Genomic DNA, 16,512 nt, shown 5'->3' with positions numbered 1-16,512 from the left:
AACCGCCGCCAGCACCATCCCCTGGCACGGCCTTCCCGCTGGCTATCGCCATGGCTGCCCTCGCCCCCGGTGGGGGCGGGGGAGGAGCGCAGCGCGGGCGGGGTGGGGCTGCCGGAGAAGCGTATGGGTATTCTACCTGGGTGAAGCGCGGGCGAAGCGGGGGGACGGAGGGGAGCGCTCCGGGTGGGATGGGACGAAGGCCAGATAGGGTCTGTTCATCTGGAATCGATGCAGTAGTTCCCGGGCGGGATCGTAGCCACCGCTCAGGGTCGCCTTGCCGGGGCAAACGTCCACACTCCCGGGCTCGTGCGCCCCGATCCGGACGCGCATTCGCCGTAAAACCAACCGGAGGCCTCCATACTCCGCCCGGCACCGGCCGCCTCTCCGGTACGGGCAAGGGCCCCGCATGCCGGACCTCCGGAAAATCCGGGCTCACGGGTTACCCGGCAGGTTCGCCCCGTGCCCGACCTTCTCCGGTTCCCGCTGGCAGAGGGTTTAACCCGTTTCGCGCCAACCTCAGGTACGATGAACGAACCGCTTCGCCAGGTCGTCCACCTCCTCTTCGGCCTCGGGATTGCGGGATTTATCCTCCTGTTCGACCGCGACCTCACCCTCTCCACCCTCGTGCTCACCCTCTTTGCAGGGTTCATCCTCTCCGACGCCGTCTCCCGGGGCTACACCATCCCGGTCGTCTCGGCGATCATCGCAAACCTCGAGCGGCGGGACGCGGCACCCGGCCGGGGAGCGCTCTTCTTCGCGCTCGGAGCCCTCTTCTGCCTCGTCTTCTTCGAAAAAGCGATTGTCTTCGATGGGCTCGTGGTGCTCTCGCTCCTCGACAGCGTCACCACCCTTGCCGGCACCCGGTTCGGGAGGACCCGGATCTACAACCACAAGTCCCTCGAAGGGACGCTTGCCGGGGCAACGGTGACGGCGGCGGCCCTCTGTCTCCTCGTCCCGCCGGTGGCCGCCCTCGCAACGGCCGCGGCCGCGGCAGTCGCCGAACTGGTAAGCCCGGTGGACGATAACCTTGTCATCCCGGTCGTAGCCTGCCTCGCCCTCACGGTGCTGCTCTGAGGCATCGTTGAACCGGGCGGTTCGATAAAAGTATAAAATATGCCCAGGAATTTCCTTTTGCACCCGCTGAGGTGAAACAATGAAACGCATCATTGCAGCAGTTATGATCGTCTTCCTCGTCCTCCCGGGGTTCGCGGCCGCCGCTTCCGGTTGCCACGGCGCTCCGGCGGGGGAGCAGATGGGAAACGACGAGACGAATACGACGCCGGGAGGTGAACACCGGATGAACGCCAAGGTTACAGAGAACAAGACCGTCACGGAAGAGGAGAACAAGACCGGGGTAGACAGGAGCCACCGTGACCAGAATCAGGTCAGGTTCGCCGTCCATGCCCTGCTTGCCGCAGAAAACCGGATCGGCGGCATAGGCCAGGAAGTCTCCGCCGTCGCCCGGGAGTTCAACAACTCGGTCCAGAAGACGCTCGCGGCCGAGGAGCAGATCCGGGCCCGACATGGCTTCGTGCGGTTCCTCTTCGGGGGCGACATGGACGCCGCCCGCCTGATCGCAAAAGAGACACAGCAGAACCGGGAGCGGTTCGTAGAACTCCGACAATCAATCGATAACTGCACCTGCGACGACGAGACCCGGGCAATGCTCCGGGAGCAGATCAGAACGATAGAGCAGGAGCAGGACAGGCTCCTGACGCTCGCAGAAAAGGAGATGCGGGAGCGCGGTCTCTTCTCCCGTGAGTAGAGCCCCTGACCTCCTGCTACCGCTCTTTTTCCGGCCCTCCGTGGAGCGTCAGGTGCTCGCACTCCGGGCAGGCGGCCAGGACCCCGCAGGCGAGACAGTCCTCGCCGGTGCAGGGCTGCACCCTGATGGTGACGCTCGTCCGGGGGAACTCCCGTTTGACGTCGGCCTCCACGTGTTTCACGATACCGTAGGCCTCCTCGAGGGTCGCGGTCCTCGGGACGACCATATGGAGGTCCACGAACCGGTTCGGCCCCGACCGGCGGGTCCGCAGCCGGTGGAAACTGATGACCGCCGTGCAGTGCTCGTTGATGATCTCCCGGATCCGGGCCTCCTCCTCGGGGGGGAGGCTCCGGTCGACGAGATCCTCAAACGAACGCCTGATAAGGTCGAACGCAGCCTTCAGGATGATGACCGCGACACCGAGCGCGACGAAGGAGTCGAGCATCACAATCCCGGTGAGCTTGATCAGGACAAGTCCCCCCACGACCCCGGCAGAGGTGTAGACGTCGGTGCGCAGGTGCCAGGCATCGCTCTCGAGCGCAATCGACTCGGTCTTCTTCGCCACTGTCATGAGCCGGGACGAGACGTAGAGATTTATCCCGGCCGAGAGGAGCATGACGGCGATACCGACCCCGAGCGCATCGACGTTCAGCGTCTCCGCGCCCCCGAGGAGGTTTTTTACCGCCTCGTTGATGATCAGGACGGCTGCCACGAGGATCAGGACCGCCTCAAGGAGCCCGGATATGCTCTCGTACTTCCCGTGCCCGAAGGTGTGGCACTCGTCGGGCGGCCGGGCCGACTGCCGGACCGAGAAGTACGCGACGACCGCGGCTATCAGGTCGATTGCGGAGTGGATCGCCTCCGATATGATACCGACCGAGCCGATGGCAACCCCGACAGCCAGTTTCGTCGCGACAAGAAAGGTGTTTGATGCGACCGAGAGGCGGGCGGTCTTCTCTTTAAGCGCGGCGTCCCCCCCGGCGGGAATGACCTCTCCCATAACTGCTCAATATTCGACTCCCGGGGGGATAGGGTTTTTGTCCCCCGAGGGTGACCTCAGTCCACCGTCAGGATGATGAGCGAATCGGTCCCCTCGCGCCCCGGGGATATCCCTTCGGTCAGCACCACGCGCTCCCCCGGTTTGATCAGCCCGGAGTCCCGGATCGAGTCCAGGATCGCCCCGTGCCAGTACTCCTTCTCGCTGCTGATCAGGAACGGATGGACCCCGTAGGAGAAGGCCAGGAACTTGAGGGTGGTGGGGCTCCTGGTGAACGCGAGGATCCAGGCCTCAGGCTTGAACCGCGATATGCTCCGGGGGGTGTTCCCGGAACGGGTGGGCGTCAGCACGTACCTGATGCCGAGCGCGTCCATCGATTCGATGACGTTGAGGGAGACGACATCGTTGATGGTGATCCCCTCCCGGCCTTTTCCCTTCCTGAAGTAGTCGACCAGGTTGCGCCCGGGCCCGAGGGTTGACCGCTTCTCCTCGGTCGAGCGGGCGATCTTTGCCATCATCGCGACCGTCTCGACCGGGTACTTCCCGATGGACGTCTCCTCGGAGAGCATGACGGCGTCCGTCCCATCGAGGATGGCGTTTGCGACGTCGGTCACCTCCGCCCGGGTGGGCCGGATGTTGTCGGTCATCGAGACGAGCATCTGGGTCGCGGTGATCACCGGTCGGCCGAGGATGTTCGCCTTCTGGATGATCCGCTTCTGCACCGCCGGGACATCCTCGATCGGAGTCTGGACCCCGAGATCGCCCCGGGCGATCATCACCCCATCGGTCTCCCCGAGGATCTCGTCGATGTTTGCAAGCGCTTCCTGCCGCTCGATCTTTGCTATCACCCGGATGATCTTTCCCGCCCGGGCCGCGTGCTCCCGGGCTCGCCTGATATCCTCCGCCCGCTCGATGAACGAGATCCCGAAGGTATCGATCCCCTCAGAAAGCCCGAAATCGATGCACTCAAGGTCCCGGTCGGTCACGGCGCTGAGCGCAACGATCCCCCCGCCGCCGACGAGACTGACGCCCTTGCGCGAGAGCAGCGTGCCGCCGATGATCACCGTCGCCCTGACATCCTTCCCGGCGACCTCATCGACCCTGAGTTGGAGGAACCCGTCGTTGATGAAGACGGTGCACCCCTCAGAGACCAGATCGGGGAACCGCTCGAAGTCAACCGGGATCCGGGAAGGATCGTCAGACGCCGGCGCGGCGGTGAGGGTGATGGTTTCGCCCTTCTGAAGTTCCACGGGCTCCACCGCGAGGTCGCCGAGCCGGATCTTCGGTCCCGGGAGGTCGATTAAGATCGTGACCGGGAGCCCGGCGTCCTCGGCCGCCATCCTGATGGTTCGTATGTTCTCCCGGTGCTCCTCGAATGTTCCGTGGGAGAGGTTGAGCCGGGCGACGTTCATGCCGGCGCGGACCAGGTCGGCGAGCACCGCCCGCGAGTTTGACGCCGGCCCGATTGTGCATACAATCTTGGTCTTGTGGTCGGGCAGGCTCATCCGCTTCCGTTTTGCCTGTTCTGATATGCGCTGCAGAGCCTCTTCGAGCATCATGTAATAACCTCCGGTGCGACACCCAATTAAACTTCTCACCGAGTTATGCAAAAACGAGGTCAGGGTTTTTCTCACTCAAAGGGCCGGTTCCCGGCCGGGCCAGGTGCTCTCCGGCTCCCGCACCGGGGTCACCCCGAGCGTCCGCCCGCTCTCCGCGCTGTACTCCCCGATACGCCGGCGAACGTGCTCGACCATCCCCCCGGTGGTGATGATGAGCGAGTTCTCCCCGATGAGGGCTTTTAAGATGCACTTGTCGATGACCCCGTAGGTGTAGTCGAGGAGGATCCGCTCCCGGTTGGCGAACTCCTTCGCGCGGGTGCCCATCGCCCCGACATGTTCGACCGCGCCCTGCTCCACGAGCGCCCGGACGCCGGCGCCGCCGATCCGGTCGGCGTCGCAAAGGTAGATCGTCCCGGGCTCGTCCCGGTCGGGGACGTGGCCGTGCATCGCCCGCTCGATCCGGTCGGTGAACTCGAGCACGCTTTTCGGGGGAACATCCCCGGCGAGGACGCCTCGGAGACCGAGCTCGTTGTAGAGGTCGAGGAGGGCCGGCGGTTTTAAGCGGGCGGCCGCAAGGAGGTTGTGGTCCGAGAAGACCTCCTCCGGCGGGCCCCGGGCGAGGACGCTCCCCCGCTCCATGAGGATGACCGAGTCGGCCCAGCGGTAGGCGAGCTCGACGTCGTGCGTGGATATGAGCACCGTCCGGCCGGAGGAGGCAAGTTCGTCGAGGAGTTCCATCACCTCCTCGGAACTCGCGGGGTCGAGGGTGTTTGTCGGTTCGTCGAAGACGAGGACCGCAGGTTCCATCGCGAGGATGCCGGCGATGGCGACCCGCTTCTTCTCGCCGCCGGAGAGGTGGTGGGGCGGCCGCTTCTCGTAGCCGTGGAGCCCGACGTAGCCGAGCGCACTCCTGACCGTCCGCCGTACGGCGTCGGGGGGGAGGCCGAGGTTCACCGGCCCGAAGGCCACGTCCTGTTCGACGGTCGGGGCGATGATCTGGACGTCCGGGTTCTGGAAGACAAACCCGACCCGGCGGCGGAGGCCCCGGAGACTCCGGTTGTCGTAGGCGAGCGACCGGCCTTCGAATCTGACCTCGCCCGATGTCGGCCGGAGCATGCCGTTGAGCATGAGGAGGAGCGTCGATTTTCCGGCGCCGTTCGGGCCGACGAGAGCGGTCTTTGACCCGGCGGTGATCGTGATGCTCACCCCGGAGAGGGCCGGAGCGGGACCATTTGGGTAGGTGTAGGTGACGTTATCGGTTTCAAGCAGTGGTGTCATATGAGCAGCGGACCTCCGGTCTTGAGCGATACTGCGAGCACGGCCCCGAGGTAGACGAGGGCCACCGCGAGAGCGGGGTAGGAGATCGGCCGGGCGTCGCCGGGGATACCGAGTTTTCCGTCATAACAGCGTGCGTCCATCGCGAGCACCAGCGCCTCGCCGCTCTCCCAGGTGCGGAGGAAGAGCGCCCCCGCGAGCATCCCGAAGGAGTTCACCGACTCCCTGAACCGGCCGTATCCGAGGCGCATCACCTGCGAGCGGTATATCTGGCCGGCCTCCTCGATGAGGATGAAGATGAACCGGTAGATGAGCATGGCAAGGTCGATGAGGACGGTCGGCACCCCGAGTCTCCTGAAGATATCGAAGACCTCAGTCATCGGCGTCGTGAGCGCGATGAAGTAGAGCGAGCACATGCCGCCGAAGACCCGGGCAAGGAGGAGGACGGCAAGGTTCGCGCCGTCGGCCGTGACCGCGAGGGGGAGGCCGGGGACCTCAAAGAGGACCGTTCCGCTCCCGGTGATGAAGAGGATGACGGCGATGCTCATCACCGCAAACGAGACCGGGATGAGGAGAAGGCGGGCGTAGACCCGGGGAGGGATGCGGGCGAGGGCGAGGATGGCGACGGAGAGCGAGACCGCAACCAGCAGGGGGGCGACGGGGCCGGGCGACGAGACGCAGAGGAGGATGCTTGCAAGCCCGAGGAAGAGTTTGAGGCCGGGGCTTGTCTGCCGCAGAGCGTTTGTCTGGGCAAAGTCTTCGAGCACCTCGTACATATTCACATCCTCCATACCCTGGTTCGCCGGGTTACCAAAAAAATCAGGCGGTTTTCCTGCTGCCCCGCCAGTAGCCGAAGATGTAGCCGATGACGACCGCGCCGATGGCGGCCTGCAGGGCAAAGAGGAGCGACTCGATCTCACCGCTCGGGGGTTCCCAGAAGGGATCTACCCAGGGTTCGTAGCCCGAGGCCTCGATGAGGTCGGCGGCGTTGCCGTCGGCCCCGCCCCAGGCCTCCTCCCCGGATGCGCGGATCGCGGCGTCCTGGTACAGGAAGACGGCGGCAAAGACGACGATCAGCGCGGCGACCGCGATCTCCATGCCGTACTTCATGCCGAGGCCTCCCGGAGTTTCCTGACGGTGCTCTCGGAGAGGAGGTTTAAGCGGGTGAGGATCTCGGGTTTGACCTGGACGATATACTTGAAGACCAGCGCAATGACCGCGCCCTCGATGATGGCGAGCGGGACCTGGGTGACGGCGAAGATCGCGGCGAAGGCCGAGAACGCCCCGAAGAACCCGGCGGTCCCGGGGAACGCGAGCGCAAGCTGGACCGAGGTGACGACGTAGGTGGTGAGATCGGCGAGGGCTGCGGCGACAAAGACCGTCGCGTAGGTGCTCGCGCCAACGCGGGTCCCGGCCTTATAGATGGCGTAGGCGACGGCCGGACCCGCGATCCCCATCGAGAAGACGTTCGCCCCGAGGGTGGTGAGCCCGCCGTGCGCGAGGAAGACCGCCTGGAAGACGAGGACGATCAGCCCGAGGACCCCGGCGATGCAGGGGCCGAAGAGGACGGCGCCGAGTCCGGTCCCCGTGGGGTGGGAGCAGCTCCCGTTGAACGAGGGGAGTTTAAGCGAGGAGAGAACGAAGACAAACGCGCCTGCGACAGCAAGGAGCGGCAGGGCTTCTCGTTTTTCCTGTACAAGTCTGTTCACCTGGTAGAGACCGATGACGAGGAACGGCAGGGAGACGAGAAACCAGACCTGCCACCAGGGACTTGGTAAGAATCCTTCCATGATATGCATGATATCCACCTGGAGACCGCCGTACCGGCGTGTCATCCAAATTAACTTGTATTAATGTAAATTAATCTGATGTATCGAGGTTATCTCAGGTCATATTTATCTCCTGCGGTATTCAACACTACTGGAACGATATGCGCCCGATTCCACGAATCATCGTCGCCGGAACCCACAGCGGCTGCGGCAAGACTACGCTTGCAAGCGGCCTGATGGCGGCGCTCGCCGCCCGGGGGCTCGCCGTCCAGCCCTTCAAGGTAGGCCCGGACTTCATCGACCCCACGCATCACTCGGCCATCTGCGATCGCGCGTCGCGCAACCTCGACCCGTTCATGATGGGGGAGGCGGGCGTGCGGGAGACGTTCGTCCGGGCCTCCGCCGGAGCCGACGTCGCCGTCGTCGAGGGTGCGATGGGGCTCTACGACGGGCTCGAAGGAAGCGACACCGCGAGCACGGCCCACGTCGCGAAGATCCTCGACGCTCCGGTTCTCCTCGTGGTGGACGCAGGGGGCGCGTCAAGGAGCGTGCATGCGATGGTCCGGGGGTATGCAGGGTTCGACCCGGACGTCCGGGTCGCCGGGGTCATCTTCAACCGGGTCGGGAGCGCCCGCCACCTGGCCATGATCGAGGCCACGCAGAGCCTCCCCGTCTACGGGGGGGTCCCGCGGAGGAAAGACCTTGCTGTCGGGAGCCGGCACCTCGGCCTCGCTATGGCGGCCGAGACCGGGGTGCTTGGGGGGTTCGGGGCGGTGGTGGAGGAGACCTGCGATCTCTCCGGGATCATGGACCTTGCACGGTCGGCCCCGCCCCTCCCGGCGCCGTCCGAGACCCGGGACCGGCCGGAGGCGCGGGTGCGGGTCGGCGTCGCGAACGATGCAGCATTCTGCTTCTACTATGCCGACAACCTCGACCGGCTCGCGCGGGCCGGGGCGAACCTGATCTTCTTCTCGCCGATGACCGATCGGCTCCCGGAGGTGGATGCGCTCTACCTCGGCGGCGGTTACCCGGAACTCCACGCGGCGGCGCTCGCGGCTTCCCGATGCCGGGACGACGTGCGGCAGGCGGCCGATGACGGTATGCCGGTCTACGCGGAATGCGGCGGGCTCATCTACCTCACGGAACGGCTCACGACCGGCGACGGCGACTACCCGATGGCGGGGATCCTCCCGGCGGCGGCAGTGATGACCGACCGGATCCAGGCTCTCGGCTACGTGGAGGCCCGGGTGGTCGGCGGGGCCCCGGTCCTTACGCCGGGTTCGGCCTTCCGGGGCCACGAGTTCCACTACTCACGTCTCGACTGCGCCCCTGACGCGAGGTTCGCCCTGGAGCTCCTCCGGGGAAAGGGGATCGACGGCGGCCGGGACGGACTTACGGCGCAGAACGCGGTCGGGCAGTACACCCACGCCTACTGCACGGAAGAGTCCGCCGGGACGCTGGTGCGGGCCGCTGCGGCATACCGGCGGTCATAGAGGGAAAAAGGGTCAGGAGGTTGTGTTGCCGGTGACGACGACGGTCCCGGTAAACCCGGATGTCTGTGACATGTAGGAGTAGTTGTCCGATGCGGTGAAGGTGTAGTTATACGAGTCGCCCGGCTGGAGCATCCCTGAGTCGAAGTATGCCGCCTGCCCGGTCGCCGTGATGGTCTCGTTCGTGGCGGCGTCGTTGGTCCAGGTCACCGTGGTGCCCGGGGAGATGGTGAGCGTATCCGGTACAAAACCGCTATCGATGATGGAGACGGTCTCGCCGCCGGCTGCCGGCGGTCCCGGCGGGGTTTCCGTCACGTTCGCGGCGGCGGTCGTTGGGGTTGCTGTGGTGGTCCCGGTCTCCATGGGCGTCGCCGTCGTCGCCGGGGTCCCGGTTGTCGTTGTTGCCATCGGGGTTTCGGTCGTCGTTGTTGCCACCGGGGTCTCGGTGACACCCGGTGTTGTTGTGCCGGGGGTCGCTGTCTCGTTGCCCGTCGGCTGCACACACCCTGCGATCATGATGCTCGCGATCACCATGAGGGCAAGGATACCAAACACTCTCTTCATGGAGCGGATGATGCTCCTTAGCGCAGATAAACTTTACCCCCGGTGCGAAAATCGGAATGCAGGGTAAATGTTTGTCGGGAAGGCGTTGCCTCCGGCTGTTCTGCTATCCGACCAATAACGTGGGCCTTACGGCCGATAAGCACCCCGGACGGCATCAAATCTCCGGGTAACGGGCCATGAGCCCGGATAGGGGGTTCCCGGTCCTGTCGCCGGAGGTTCATATCCCGCCCGGTGCGGCACCCCCTGCACCGGGCGGGCAGATGGCGCCATCTCGATCCGTTTCCCGTCCCCGTTGCCGCGGTGTCGAGCCGGGCGCACCGGATCCGGCGGAGGGCCGGGTTCTAACACGTCAGCCGGCTCACTCTCCGGGCTGCCGGCCCGGATGTCGAACAGTTTGTCCGGGGGGGACTTCTGAGAAAGAACAGGGAGGCTTCGTGACGGTCCCGCCCCATCCTACCGTATCGCATACTCCTTCAATTTTGTGCACTCGATCAGGCGGTCCAGGGTACTCAGGGTGAACACCTTTCCGCGGGTCGAGAGAATGAGTTTCTTCATGTCCTCCCGGCGGATGCCGAAACCCCGGCCGGCAATACAGGCAATCACTTCATACTTCGGGGCCTCGCCGGCCCGGCGGCCCTGCATACTGAGTTCGCCCAGGTGTTGCACCCGGGTCACTTTGTCGCGCGCTGTACCGTCATCCTCGGCAATCTTCGCCTCAATGACAATCTGCGGATTAAACTCGTCCGGAATAATGAAGTCCGGGGCCTGATCAAATCCGATTACGCGCTCTGCACGTTTCGTCTTTCGGAAACTTATCCCTCCGCGCGACAACACCTCTTCGATGGCGGCCTCCAGCACGTCCCCGATCAGCCCGGAGACGGAGTCGCGATGTGCGGCAAAAGGCCTTCCCAGAAATCGTTCATAGAGGAGCATCGGGTAGGGGACACCAAGGCCGGCCAGTGATTGAAGGCTGTTCAGCCCCTGTCTTGTGTCTGCCTTATCCAGCCGGTGCAGTATACCCGCAATGTTCTCACGGGGACCTTCGCGGATTAACTCACAGGCAACCTGCACCATCGCCTGTATTCGTATATCCGTTATACCGCTGTTCGGGGCGCACAGCGGCTCAAACGGATTGGTTCGGATCTTTTTGTCTATTCCGCGGGCAGCGCCCTGAGTTACCTCTACGCCTGTCCGCTGTGTGGTGACATATGCCCATTCGGGTGGGGTGAAACCAAGGATCGTCCGGAGCACGATGAAGGCGATCGGGGCGTCATATACCGCTGCAGTCACCGATTCCGGCGACATATCCCGGAAATTGCGTGTGGCGCGCTTCAGTACTTCGTAACCCTCTTCAAACGTGGGATATTCAGTGAACCCTTCCCCTCTGGGCATCGTTAAAAACGCAGACCCCAGAGAATCAAATGTTGCATCGATGTAACTCTCCAGATCCGATTGCACCTCTTCAAACGGCACCTCAAAGGGAAACGGCATCACGGCCCTCCTCATAGAGACGGGTTTGAACCGGTAGATTGCAGGGGGCCGCAGATCTCAGGTGCCGGGCAAGCAGATCCAGGACCGGTTGCAGATCCCCGAAACCCGAGAATGTTTCTGCGAACCTGTTCAACCGCTCACCAACAGGTAGCGTTGAGTTCCATCCTTCAGATAATCTCCATACGGTCATGCGGGTGAGATGTCCGTATACGATGCACCGGATATCCCCTTCGGTGGGTTTCATGCCCGCTCGTTTTAATTGCTCTAATTCGTCCCGTACGATACCTGCCAGCTGTACCAGGGTTTCGAAGTCCTGGCCTCTCCGGGTATGCCCATACCTCCGGCAGACAAAAACGGTATCGACGATCGACGATTTTGTGCCGTGTATATGGATAGATCCCCCCATCTCGGCAGGACAGGGCAGACTCGCAAAGCACCTGAGCCCGGCGTCAAGAATCGCAACGCCGACGGCATAATATGTTTCGACGTTGTTGTGGTGAAACGTAAAAGCAAGCGGTGCTCCCGGCTTCAGGGCATATACCATGTTGCGGTAGACAGACGAGAGACCGTCCGCAAAATGCTCCAGGTCTCTGCCCTGGCTCTCATTCCCGGTTAATTCTTCCGGGGAGCGGGTCGATTCCCTATCAAATCCTTCTGCACCGGTTCCGGCAAGGCCCCGCAACCAGACGTAGCAGAAGTCCATCAACTCGCCATACTGGACGTTCCCGAAGTACGGGGGATCGGTGAACACTGCATCCAGGCTTGCGGGCTTCAGTTTTACGCCGGCGGAATTTGCGCAATACAGATGCACTTCCCGCCGGCCGCAGGCGTCCGGACTACCTCCAATCCATTCGCCCACAATGGGTATGCGGACCTTTCGTTTTCCTTTCTGGTAGGTTTCGAAGGGAGCGTCGCAGTATTGCTTGGCCGTTATGTATTTGTTGACGATATTTCGCCATCCGCCCGAACCCACGTTCATGCCCTGCCCGTTCGTAATTCCCGGGAGATTCGATTCGCACTGGATCAATCCGACGGGAAATCCATGAACCGAGAAGATATCCAGGGACTTCAGGGCCGTGGTGTCGTAACGGCACAGCAGATTCTGGTACCGGAGAAGATCGGACAGGTTTGTAGCAAGAGCCCGCCTTATGCGGTCATCCGGAACCCCGGCGATGCGACGGCAGCTCAACTCCAGACCGAGCAGTTGCCGCCCGCTGAATAACTCCCGGTAATGGTTGTAACCCCAATGATGGAGCCTGTCGGTCTCATCTCCCGCTAAAATTTTCTGCTCCGGGATGTAGCGCGGGCGGATCGAGCGTAGCCTCCGCGCGGCTTCCTGCACCATATCCAGGTCTTTTTCATCGGGTTTCTTGAAGAACCGACCCTCGTGCCCACCCGCCCTGTACGGGTTATGATACTCAATCGCAAACAACCGGTGACGTGGGGGGCCGGATTCCGGCCGGGGATAGGTATTCTGGTATCCGCAGTCCGGGCAGACGCACCGGTTACGCCTTGCAGGGCCGGTCGAGAGCAGTTTCTCTCCACAGCACCTGCATGCACCCGGCGCCTGCAGATCGCTGATCTCATTGAGTTCTCCGCAGCACGGGCACACCACGACGTTACGGGGATGACGCGCATCCTTTGCGATCACGTACCCGGGGAACAGATCGATGGACGCGCCGCACTCTTCGCAGTCAAGTGTCTTGACCCAGAGAAAGTACTTTACCGGGACGTCGCTATCCCCGTAGAGATTGCAGTCGGTCCTGTAGAGTTCCCCTATCTCCTGTTCTAACGATGTTATTAACCTTTCGGCCTCACTTCGATACTCCTGGAGGTCGAGGCGCTCTATCTCCTCGCGTACAATCCAGGCGGCCATGGGATTGATGTCGAAACCTACGATGTTGCACCCCACACGGTTTGCTTCAAGGAGCGGGGTGCCTCCTCCCATGAACGGATCGGCGATTGTACGATCGGGGATGCTGTTAGCCTGGAAGAACGTATCGGCAACCGGACGCCCGCCGAATTCCGATAAGATCAAACCGCGGAACAACGTGCCGGGCCTTCTGGCAAACCACTTATGAACCGCAATAATCGGCCGGTAATTCTGCTGGATCTGTTTTTCTTTGAGCGCCATTGCGGCAATCAGCGGTATGTCGAAATTTTCTTCTATGCTCATTGTCCCCTCTTTTTGTCCCGGACTGTTCTGCTCCGGCAGGGCATGTTTCCGGGTGTGTTGCCATGATCCGGCTATTTTCACGCAGCTCAAGGCAGGAGGCGCAGATATACCCGCCAAAACGGATTATGGCATCTGCCAGGTTATGATCTCGATACTCTACGATTTAGACTTTCCCACACCGGAACGTGAAAACGCGGTTCAGATCGGAGGCGCGTTCTCGTACAACTTCTCCGGCGATCTCGCCTGCAGCCGTCATGTTCCGCGATCAATCCGGCCGAAAAACCATCCGGCCCTCCCTCCCGGGCGACCGACCGCGAAACACCCCTTCCCGGGGCGTCGCAGGGACTTCGCCGGGGGGGGCATTCACGTGCCGTTTACGGGTCCACGGGACCAAAAAAAGGGTTGCTGGATTACTTCCGCATCATGAGGAAGTATCCGGCTGCTATGATGATGGCGATCACCGCAAAGATCGCGAGGATCATCATCATGGGCAGTCCTTCAGCGGGCGGCTCGGCGGACGGCGTCGTTGTTGTCGTCGTCGGGGTCGTGCTCGCCGTCTCGGTCGGGGTGGGGGTCGTCACCGGCTCGGTGAAGAGCGCGTAGATGCTGAAGTGCGTCACCCGGATCTCGACGGTCCTCGTGCCCGGGATGACGGTCGTCGGGACGTCCTCCCAGAGGCCGGTCTCCTTGTTGTACCACTTCATCACGCACTGCTGGTTGGTGAGGTCGAGGGAGTTCCAGACGTCCTCGGGGATACTGAGCGAGAGCGTGATGCCCGGGCTGAAGGTTGCACCGTCGGGGCTGGCCTCGTAGGCGTAGCCGGCAAACTTGAAGACCGATCCAGACGGGACCGCCGGGACCGCGTCGCCGGCGAGAGGCTTGAGGGCGACCTCGCCGAGCGGTTTGCCGTCGGCGTCGAGCGCCTTCGTGCCGATCGGGACGAGCACGCTCCCGATGTTGTCATTGGCGTTCACGATGATGGACTTGAGGACGGTGCCCGAGCTGCCGGTCAGCAGGGTACCGGTCCCGGTGTAGGAGGCGGTGGTGCTGCCGCTGCCGCCGCCACCGCCGCCACGGTAGTAGGGCGCGGGGCCGGGCGTGGGCGGGGTCACGGTCGTGAGGGTGATGGTAGCCTCGTTATACGACGTCACGTTGCCCTTATCCTCAAGGAACATGTAGACGCGATAGGTGCCGGGGAGCAGATCGAACGTGGGGACGCTGACGCTTGCCGCGTTCTTCTTTGCGCTCGCATTGCCGTATCCTTTCGTCAGCCAGACGTTTGCCTGGCCGAAGGGCTTCACAACGGTCTGGTTGCCGTTGGCAAAGAGGTATGCGGACCTGAACGTATCCTTCCCGAGCGTGGAGAAGTTCAGCGTCACGTTGCCGGTGTAGGTCACGGCGCTGTTGAGCACCACTGCCGAGAGGACCTCTCCCGACTTTGCCGAGTTCACAACCACGGGCTGCCCGATGGTGTAGGTTCCGGCGCTCGTCGAGAGTAAATCTGCCTCTTTGGTGACCGTGAAGGCCGTCCCCGCGATGATCGCAAAGCGGTCGTCGTCCATGCAGACCGCGAGAAGGGCGTACTCTCCCTGACCGAGTTTGTTGATCGAGAGCGGGGCTACGTCAGATAACTTAGTTCTGGTATCGAATCCGGTGCTCAGGTCAACGTAGTTGTTGCGGATGGCCGTTGGCATATCGGTCGAGAACTGGATCGTTCCAGCTCCACCCTTATCCACGAGGCTACCCCCGGCACCAATGCCGGCGATTTTATAGCCGTATTTGGTCATATCTTTACTATGACCATAGAGCACTATTGTCTCCGAATCGAGAAGATCCTCAAGCATACCCGGCGTCAGCGCGTCCTTTGACGGGTTCTTGATCAGCTGGTCGATGAGCGTGCTGTTTGCCCTTGCAATCATCAGGGTTGCGTTGGTGACGTTCGGCACGGTGACGGCAAAGTCAAGGGTGCCGGTGGGCGTCGTGTAGATGCCGATAGATGGCGGCAGCGATCCCGCGGGGATCGGGTTGTTTTTGCGGTTATCAAGAGTGACGTTGCTGCCGGCGGTAATGGTCTTGTTGAGTTCACCGAGCGTCGGCACCGTCACCCACTTGTTCGGGCCGGTCAGGGTAAAGGCCTTCGCGGTGGAGAAGACGTCGTACAGCGCCGTCTTTGTCAGGTCCAGGCCGGCAAAGGAACCAAGCGACGAGTCGTTGAAGTACACGAGGTTGTTGTTGTAGATGTGCACCGGTGCGCTGTACCCGATGTTTCCGGCAAGGTCGCTTGCACATGCAACCATCTCTTTGTTGCCTGTCGCGATGGTGAGATCGATGCATCCCGAACTCTGGCGCGAGATGTTGTGCACGCCGCCAAACCACACATCATCGAGGTTGGCATCGATTGCGGTGTAGTCGACGCAGAGCAGTTCTCCCGCCTCCGGGAACCCGTCACCGTCGCTGTCGTCGATACCGGTGATCGAGACGATAGGCGCGACGGTATCCTTGACGAAGTAGACCTCGTCGGACTCCACCTGTCCCGGGACAAGCGAGTTCGTGCCGTTCACGACGACATGATACGCGCCGTCGGCAAGCGCGCCGTAGAGGGAGTAGTTCAGCGCGATCGTGCCGTCGGGTCCGGCCCCAGTCCAGGCACAGGATGCGGTGACATCGACATCGTTGACGAACATCTTGATTGTGGTGCAGTCCACCTTCACGAAGTTCGCGAGGATAGTCGGCTGAGCCTCGTTCGTATACGTGCCGTTAGCCGGGAATGCAAACGTTATGCCCGCCTCGGCAACCGTCACGTAGTGGTCTTTTGCAGCGGAGTTGCCGGTAAGATCCTCCGCACACACCTGAACCTGCACGTTGTTGCCGGCAGGAACGTTCTCCCGCTGGGCGGTCACGGTATAACCGTTCACGAGCGGCACGAGCGTCGGAGTTACCTCGACACCGCCGATGCAGACCTCGATGGAATCCGCATCGACACCGCCGACATCAGTGATGGTCGCGGCGACATTCACCGTCCGGGAGACGGTTGAACCATCGGTAGGAGTGGTGATGCTGATCGTAGGCGCGGTGTAGTCGGTGGTGGTGAATGTCCCATCCACAAACGTATACTGGTCCCACACATCAGTTGGAACACCTCCAACCAGCTCATCGACTTCACGCAGGTTATACGCCGTATCAACGTAAATATTGGTGGAGGAACCGTCGAAGACCTTTGCGTTGCAGATGAGTTTAATCAAGGTCTGGTTTGCTACATTTACGCCACTTGTTTGGTAATTGACTCTAAGGGATCCAGCTTCTGCAGGAGGTGTTGGATTCAACACGAAGTTCCCGGCAATCCCCTCATTTGTTACTGCGGTTACATTCATTACTGCCGGATCCCAGGCAATCCTAAGATTGTACCCGCATAATTGGTCAGACTCA

Annotated in this window: 13 protein-coding genes; 3 read left to right on the top strand and 10 right to left on the bottom strand. The window is 62.3% G+C overall.

From position 1 onward, the window contains the following. The first annotated feature begins 525 nt into the window (after positions 1-525). Both QZ408_RS03170 and QZ408_RS03165 read left to right on the top strand, forming a co-directional pair. Positions 526-1,074 carry a phosphatidate cytidylyltransferase gene (locus QZ408_RS03170; protein WP_292489722.1) on the top strand — a complete coding sequence of 183 codons (549 nt, stop codon included), beginning with the start codon at positions 526-528 and terminating at the stop codon, positions 1,072-1,074. 79 nt (positions 1,075-1,153) lie between these two features. Continuing rightward, positions 1,154-1,765, top strand: coding sequence for a hypothetical protein (locus QZ408_RS03165; RefSeq protein WP_292489720.1), 612 nt, complete (start codon positions 1,154-1,156; stop codon positions 1,763-1,765). Positions 1,766-1,781: 16 nt separating this feature from the next. On the opposite strand, the gene QZ408_RS03160 is transcribed toward QZ408_RS03165, so the two are convergent. From QZ408_RS03160 to QZ408_RS03135, 6 genes are all read right to left on the bottom strand, one after another. Continuing rightward, positions 1,782-2,765 carry a cation diffusion facilitator family transporter gene (locus tag QZ408_RS03160; RefSeq protein WP_292489718.1) on the bottom strand — a complete coding sequence of 328 codons (984 nt, stop codon included), beginning with the start codon at positions 2,763-2,765 and terminating at the stop codon, positions 1,782-1,784. Between the two features lie 56 nt (positions 2,766-2,821). Continuing rightward, positions 2,822-4,321: a pyruvate kinase gene (gene pyk / locus QZ408_RS03155; RefSeq protein WP_292489716.1), complete on the bottom strand. Its 1,500-nt coding sequence runs from the start codon at positions 4,319-4,321 to the stop codon at positions 2,822-2,824. Between the two features lie 75 nt (positions 4,322-4,396). Further along, positions 4,397-5,599, bottom strand: a complete 1,203-nt coding sequence (locus QZ408_RS03150; protein WP_292489714.1) for an ATP-binding cassette domain-containing protein — start codon at positions 5,597-5,599, stop codon at positions 4,397-4,399. Then, the gene (cbiQ, locus tag QZ408_RS03145; protein ID WP_292489713.1) at positions 5,596-6,387 is read right to left on the bottom strand and encodes a cobalt ECF transporter T component CbiQ; all 792 of its coding nucleotides are present in this window, start codon (positions 6,385-6,387) and stop codon (positions 5,596-5,598) included. The genes QZ408_RS03150 and cbiQ overlap by 4 nt, the downstream gene beginning before the upstream one ends. Before the next feature lie 28 nt (positions 6,388-6,415). Beyond that, positions 6,416-6,706, bottom strand: a complete 291-nt coding sequence (locus tag QZ408_RS03140; protein WP_292489711.1) for an energy-coupling factor ABC transporter substrate-binding protein — start codon at positions 6,704-6,706, stop codon at positions 6,416-6,418. Continuing rightward, positions 6,703-7,395: an energy-coupling factor ABC transporter permease gene (locus QZ408_RS03135; protein WP_292489784.1), complete on the bottom strand. Its 693-nt coding sequence runs from the start codon at positions 7,393-7,395 to the stop codon at positions 6,703-6,705. Before QZ408_RS03135 ends, QZ408_RS03140 begins: the two co-directional genes overlap by 4 nt. Before the next feature lie 131 nt (positions 7,396-7,526). Between QZ408_RS03135 and QZ408_RS03130 the strand changes: the two genes are divergently transcribed. Continuing rightward, the gene (locus tag QZ408_RS03130) at positions 7,527-8,858 is read left to right on the top strand and encodes a cobyrinate a,c-diamide synthase (RefSeq protein ID WP_292489708.1); all 1,332 of its coding nucleotides are present in this window, start codon (positions 7,527-7,529) and stop codon (positions 8,856-8,858) included. 12 nt (positions 8,859-8,870) lie between these two features. Here QZ408_RS03130 and QZ408_RS03125 read toward each other — a convergent pair whose 3' ends face one another. The 4 genes from QZ408_RS03125 to QZ408_RS03110 all read right to left on the bottom strand — a co-directional run bounded on the left by QZ408_RS03125 (position 8,871) and on the right by QZ408_RS03110 (position 16,328). Continuing rightward, positions 8,871-9,419, bottom strand: a complete 549-nt coding sequence (locus QZ408_RS03125; RefSeq protein ID WP_292489706.1) for a hypothetical protein — start codon at positions 9,417-9,419, stop codon at positions 8,871-8,873. Between the two features lie 453 nt (positions 9,420-9,872). After that, positions 9,873-10,910 (bottom strand): hypothetical protein, encoded by a 1,038-nt coding sequence (locus tag QZ408_RS03120; RefSeq protein WP_292489704.1) that lies wholly within the window; start codon positions 10,908-10,910, stop codon positions 9,873-9,875. After that, positions 10,894-13,086, bottom strand: coding sequence for a hypothetical protein (locus QZ408_RS03115; RefSeq protein ID WP_292489702.1), 2,193 nt, complete (start codon positions 13,084-13,086; stop codon positions 10,894-10,896). Before QZ408_RS03115 ends, QZ408_RS03120 begins: the two co-directional genes overlap by 17 nt. A gap of 410 nt (positions 13,087-13,496) precedes the next feature. After that, entirely contained in the window at positions 13,497-16,328 is a 2,832-nt protein-coding gene (locus QZ408_RS03110; protein WP_292489701.1) for an Ig-like domain-containing protein, read from the bottom strand. Positions 16,329-16,512 lie beyond the last annotated feature (184 nt).

This window comes from Methanoculleus sp. 10, assembly GCF_913757945.1.
GTDB lineage: Archaea > Halobacteriota > Methanomicrobia > Methanomicrobiales > Methanoculleaceae > Methanoculleus.
Note: the sequence above shows the minus strand (reverse complement) of the source record. Positions and strands in the feature narration are given on the sequence as shown.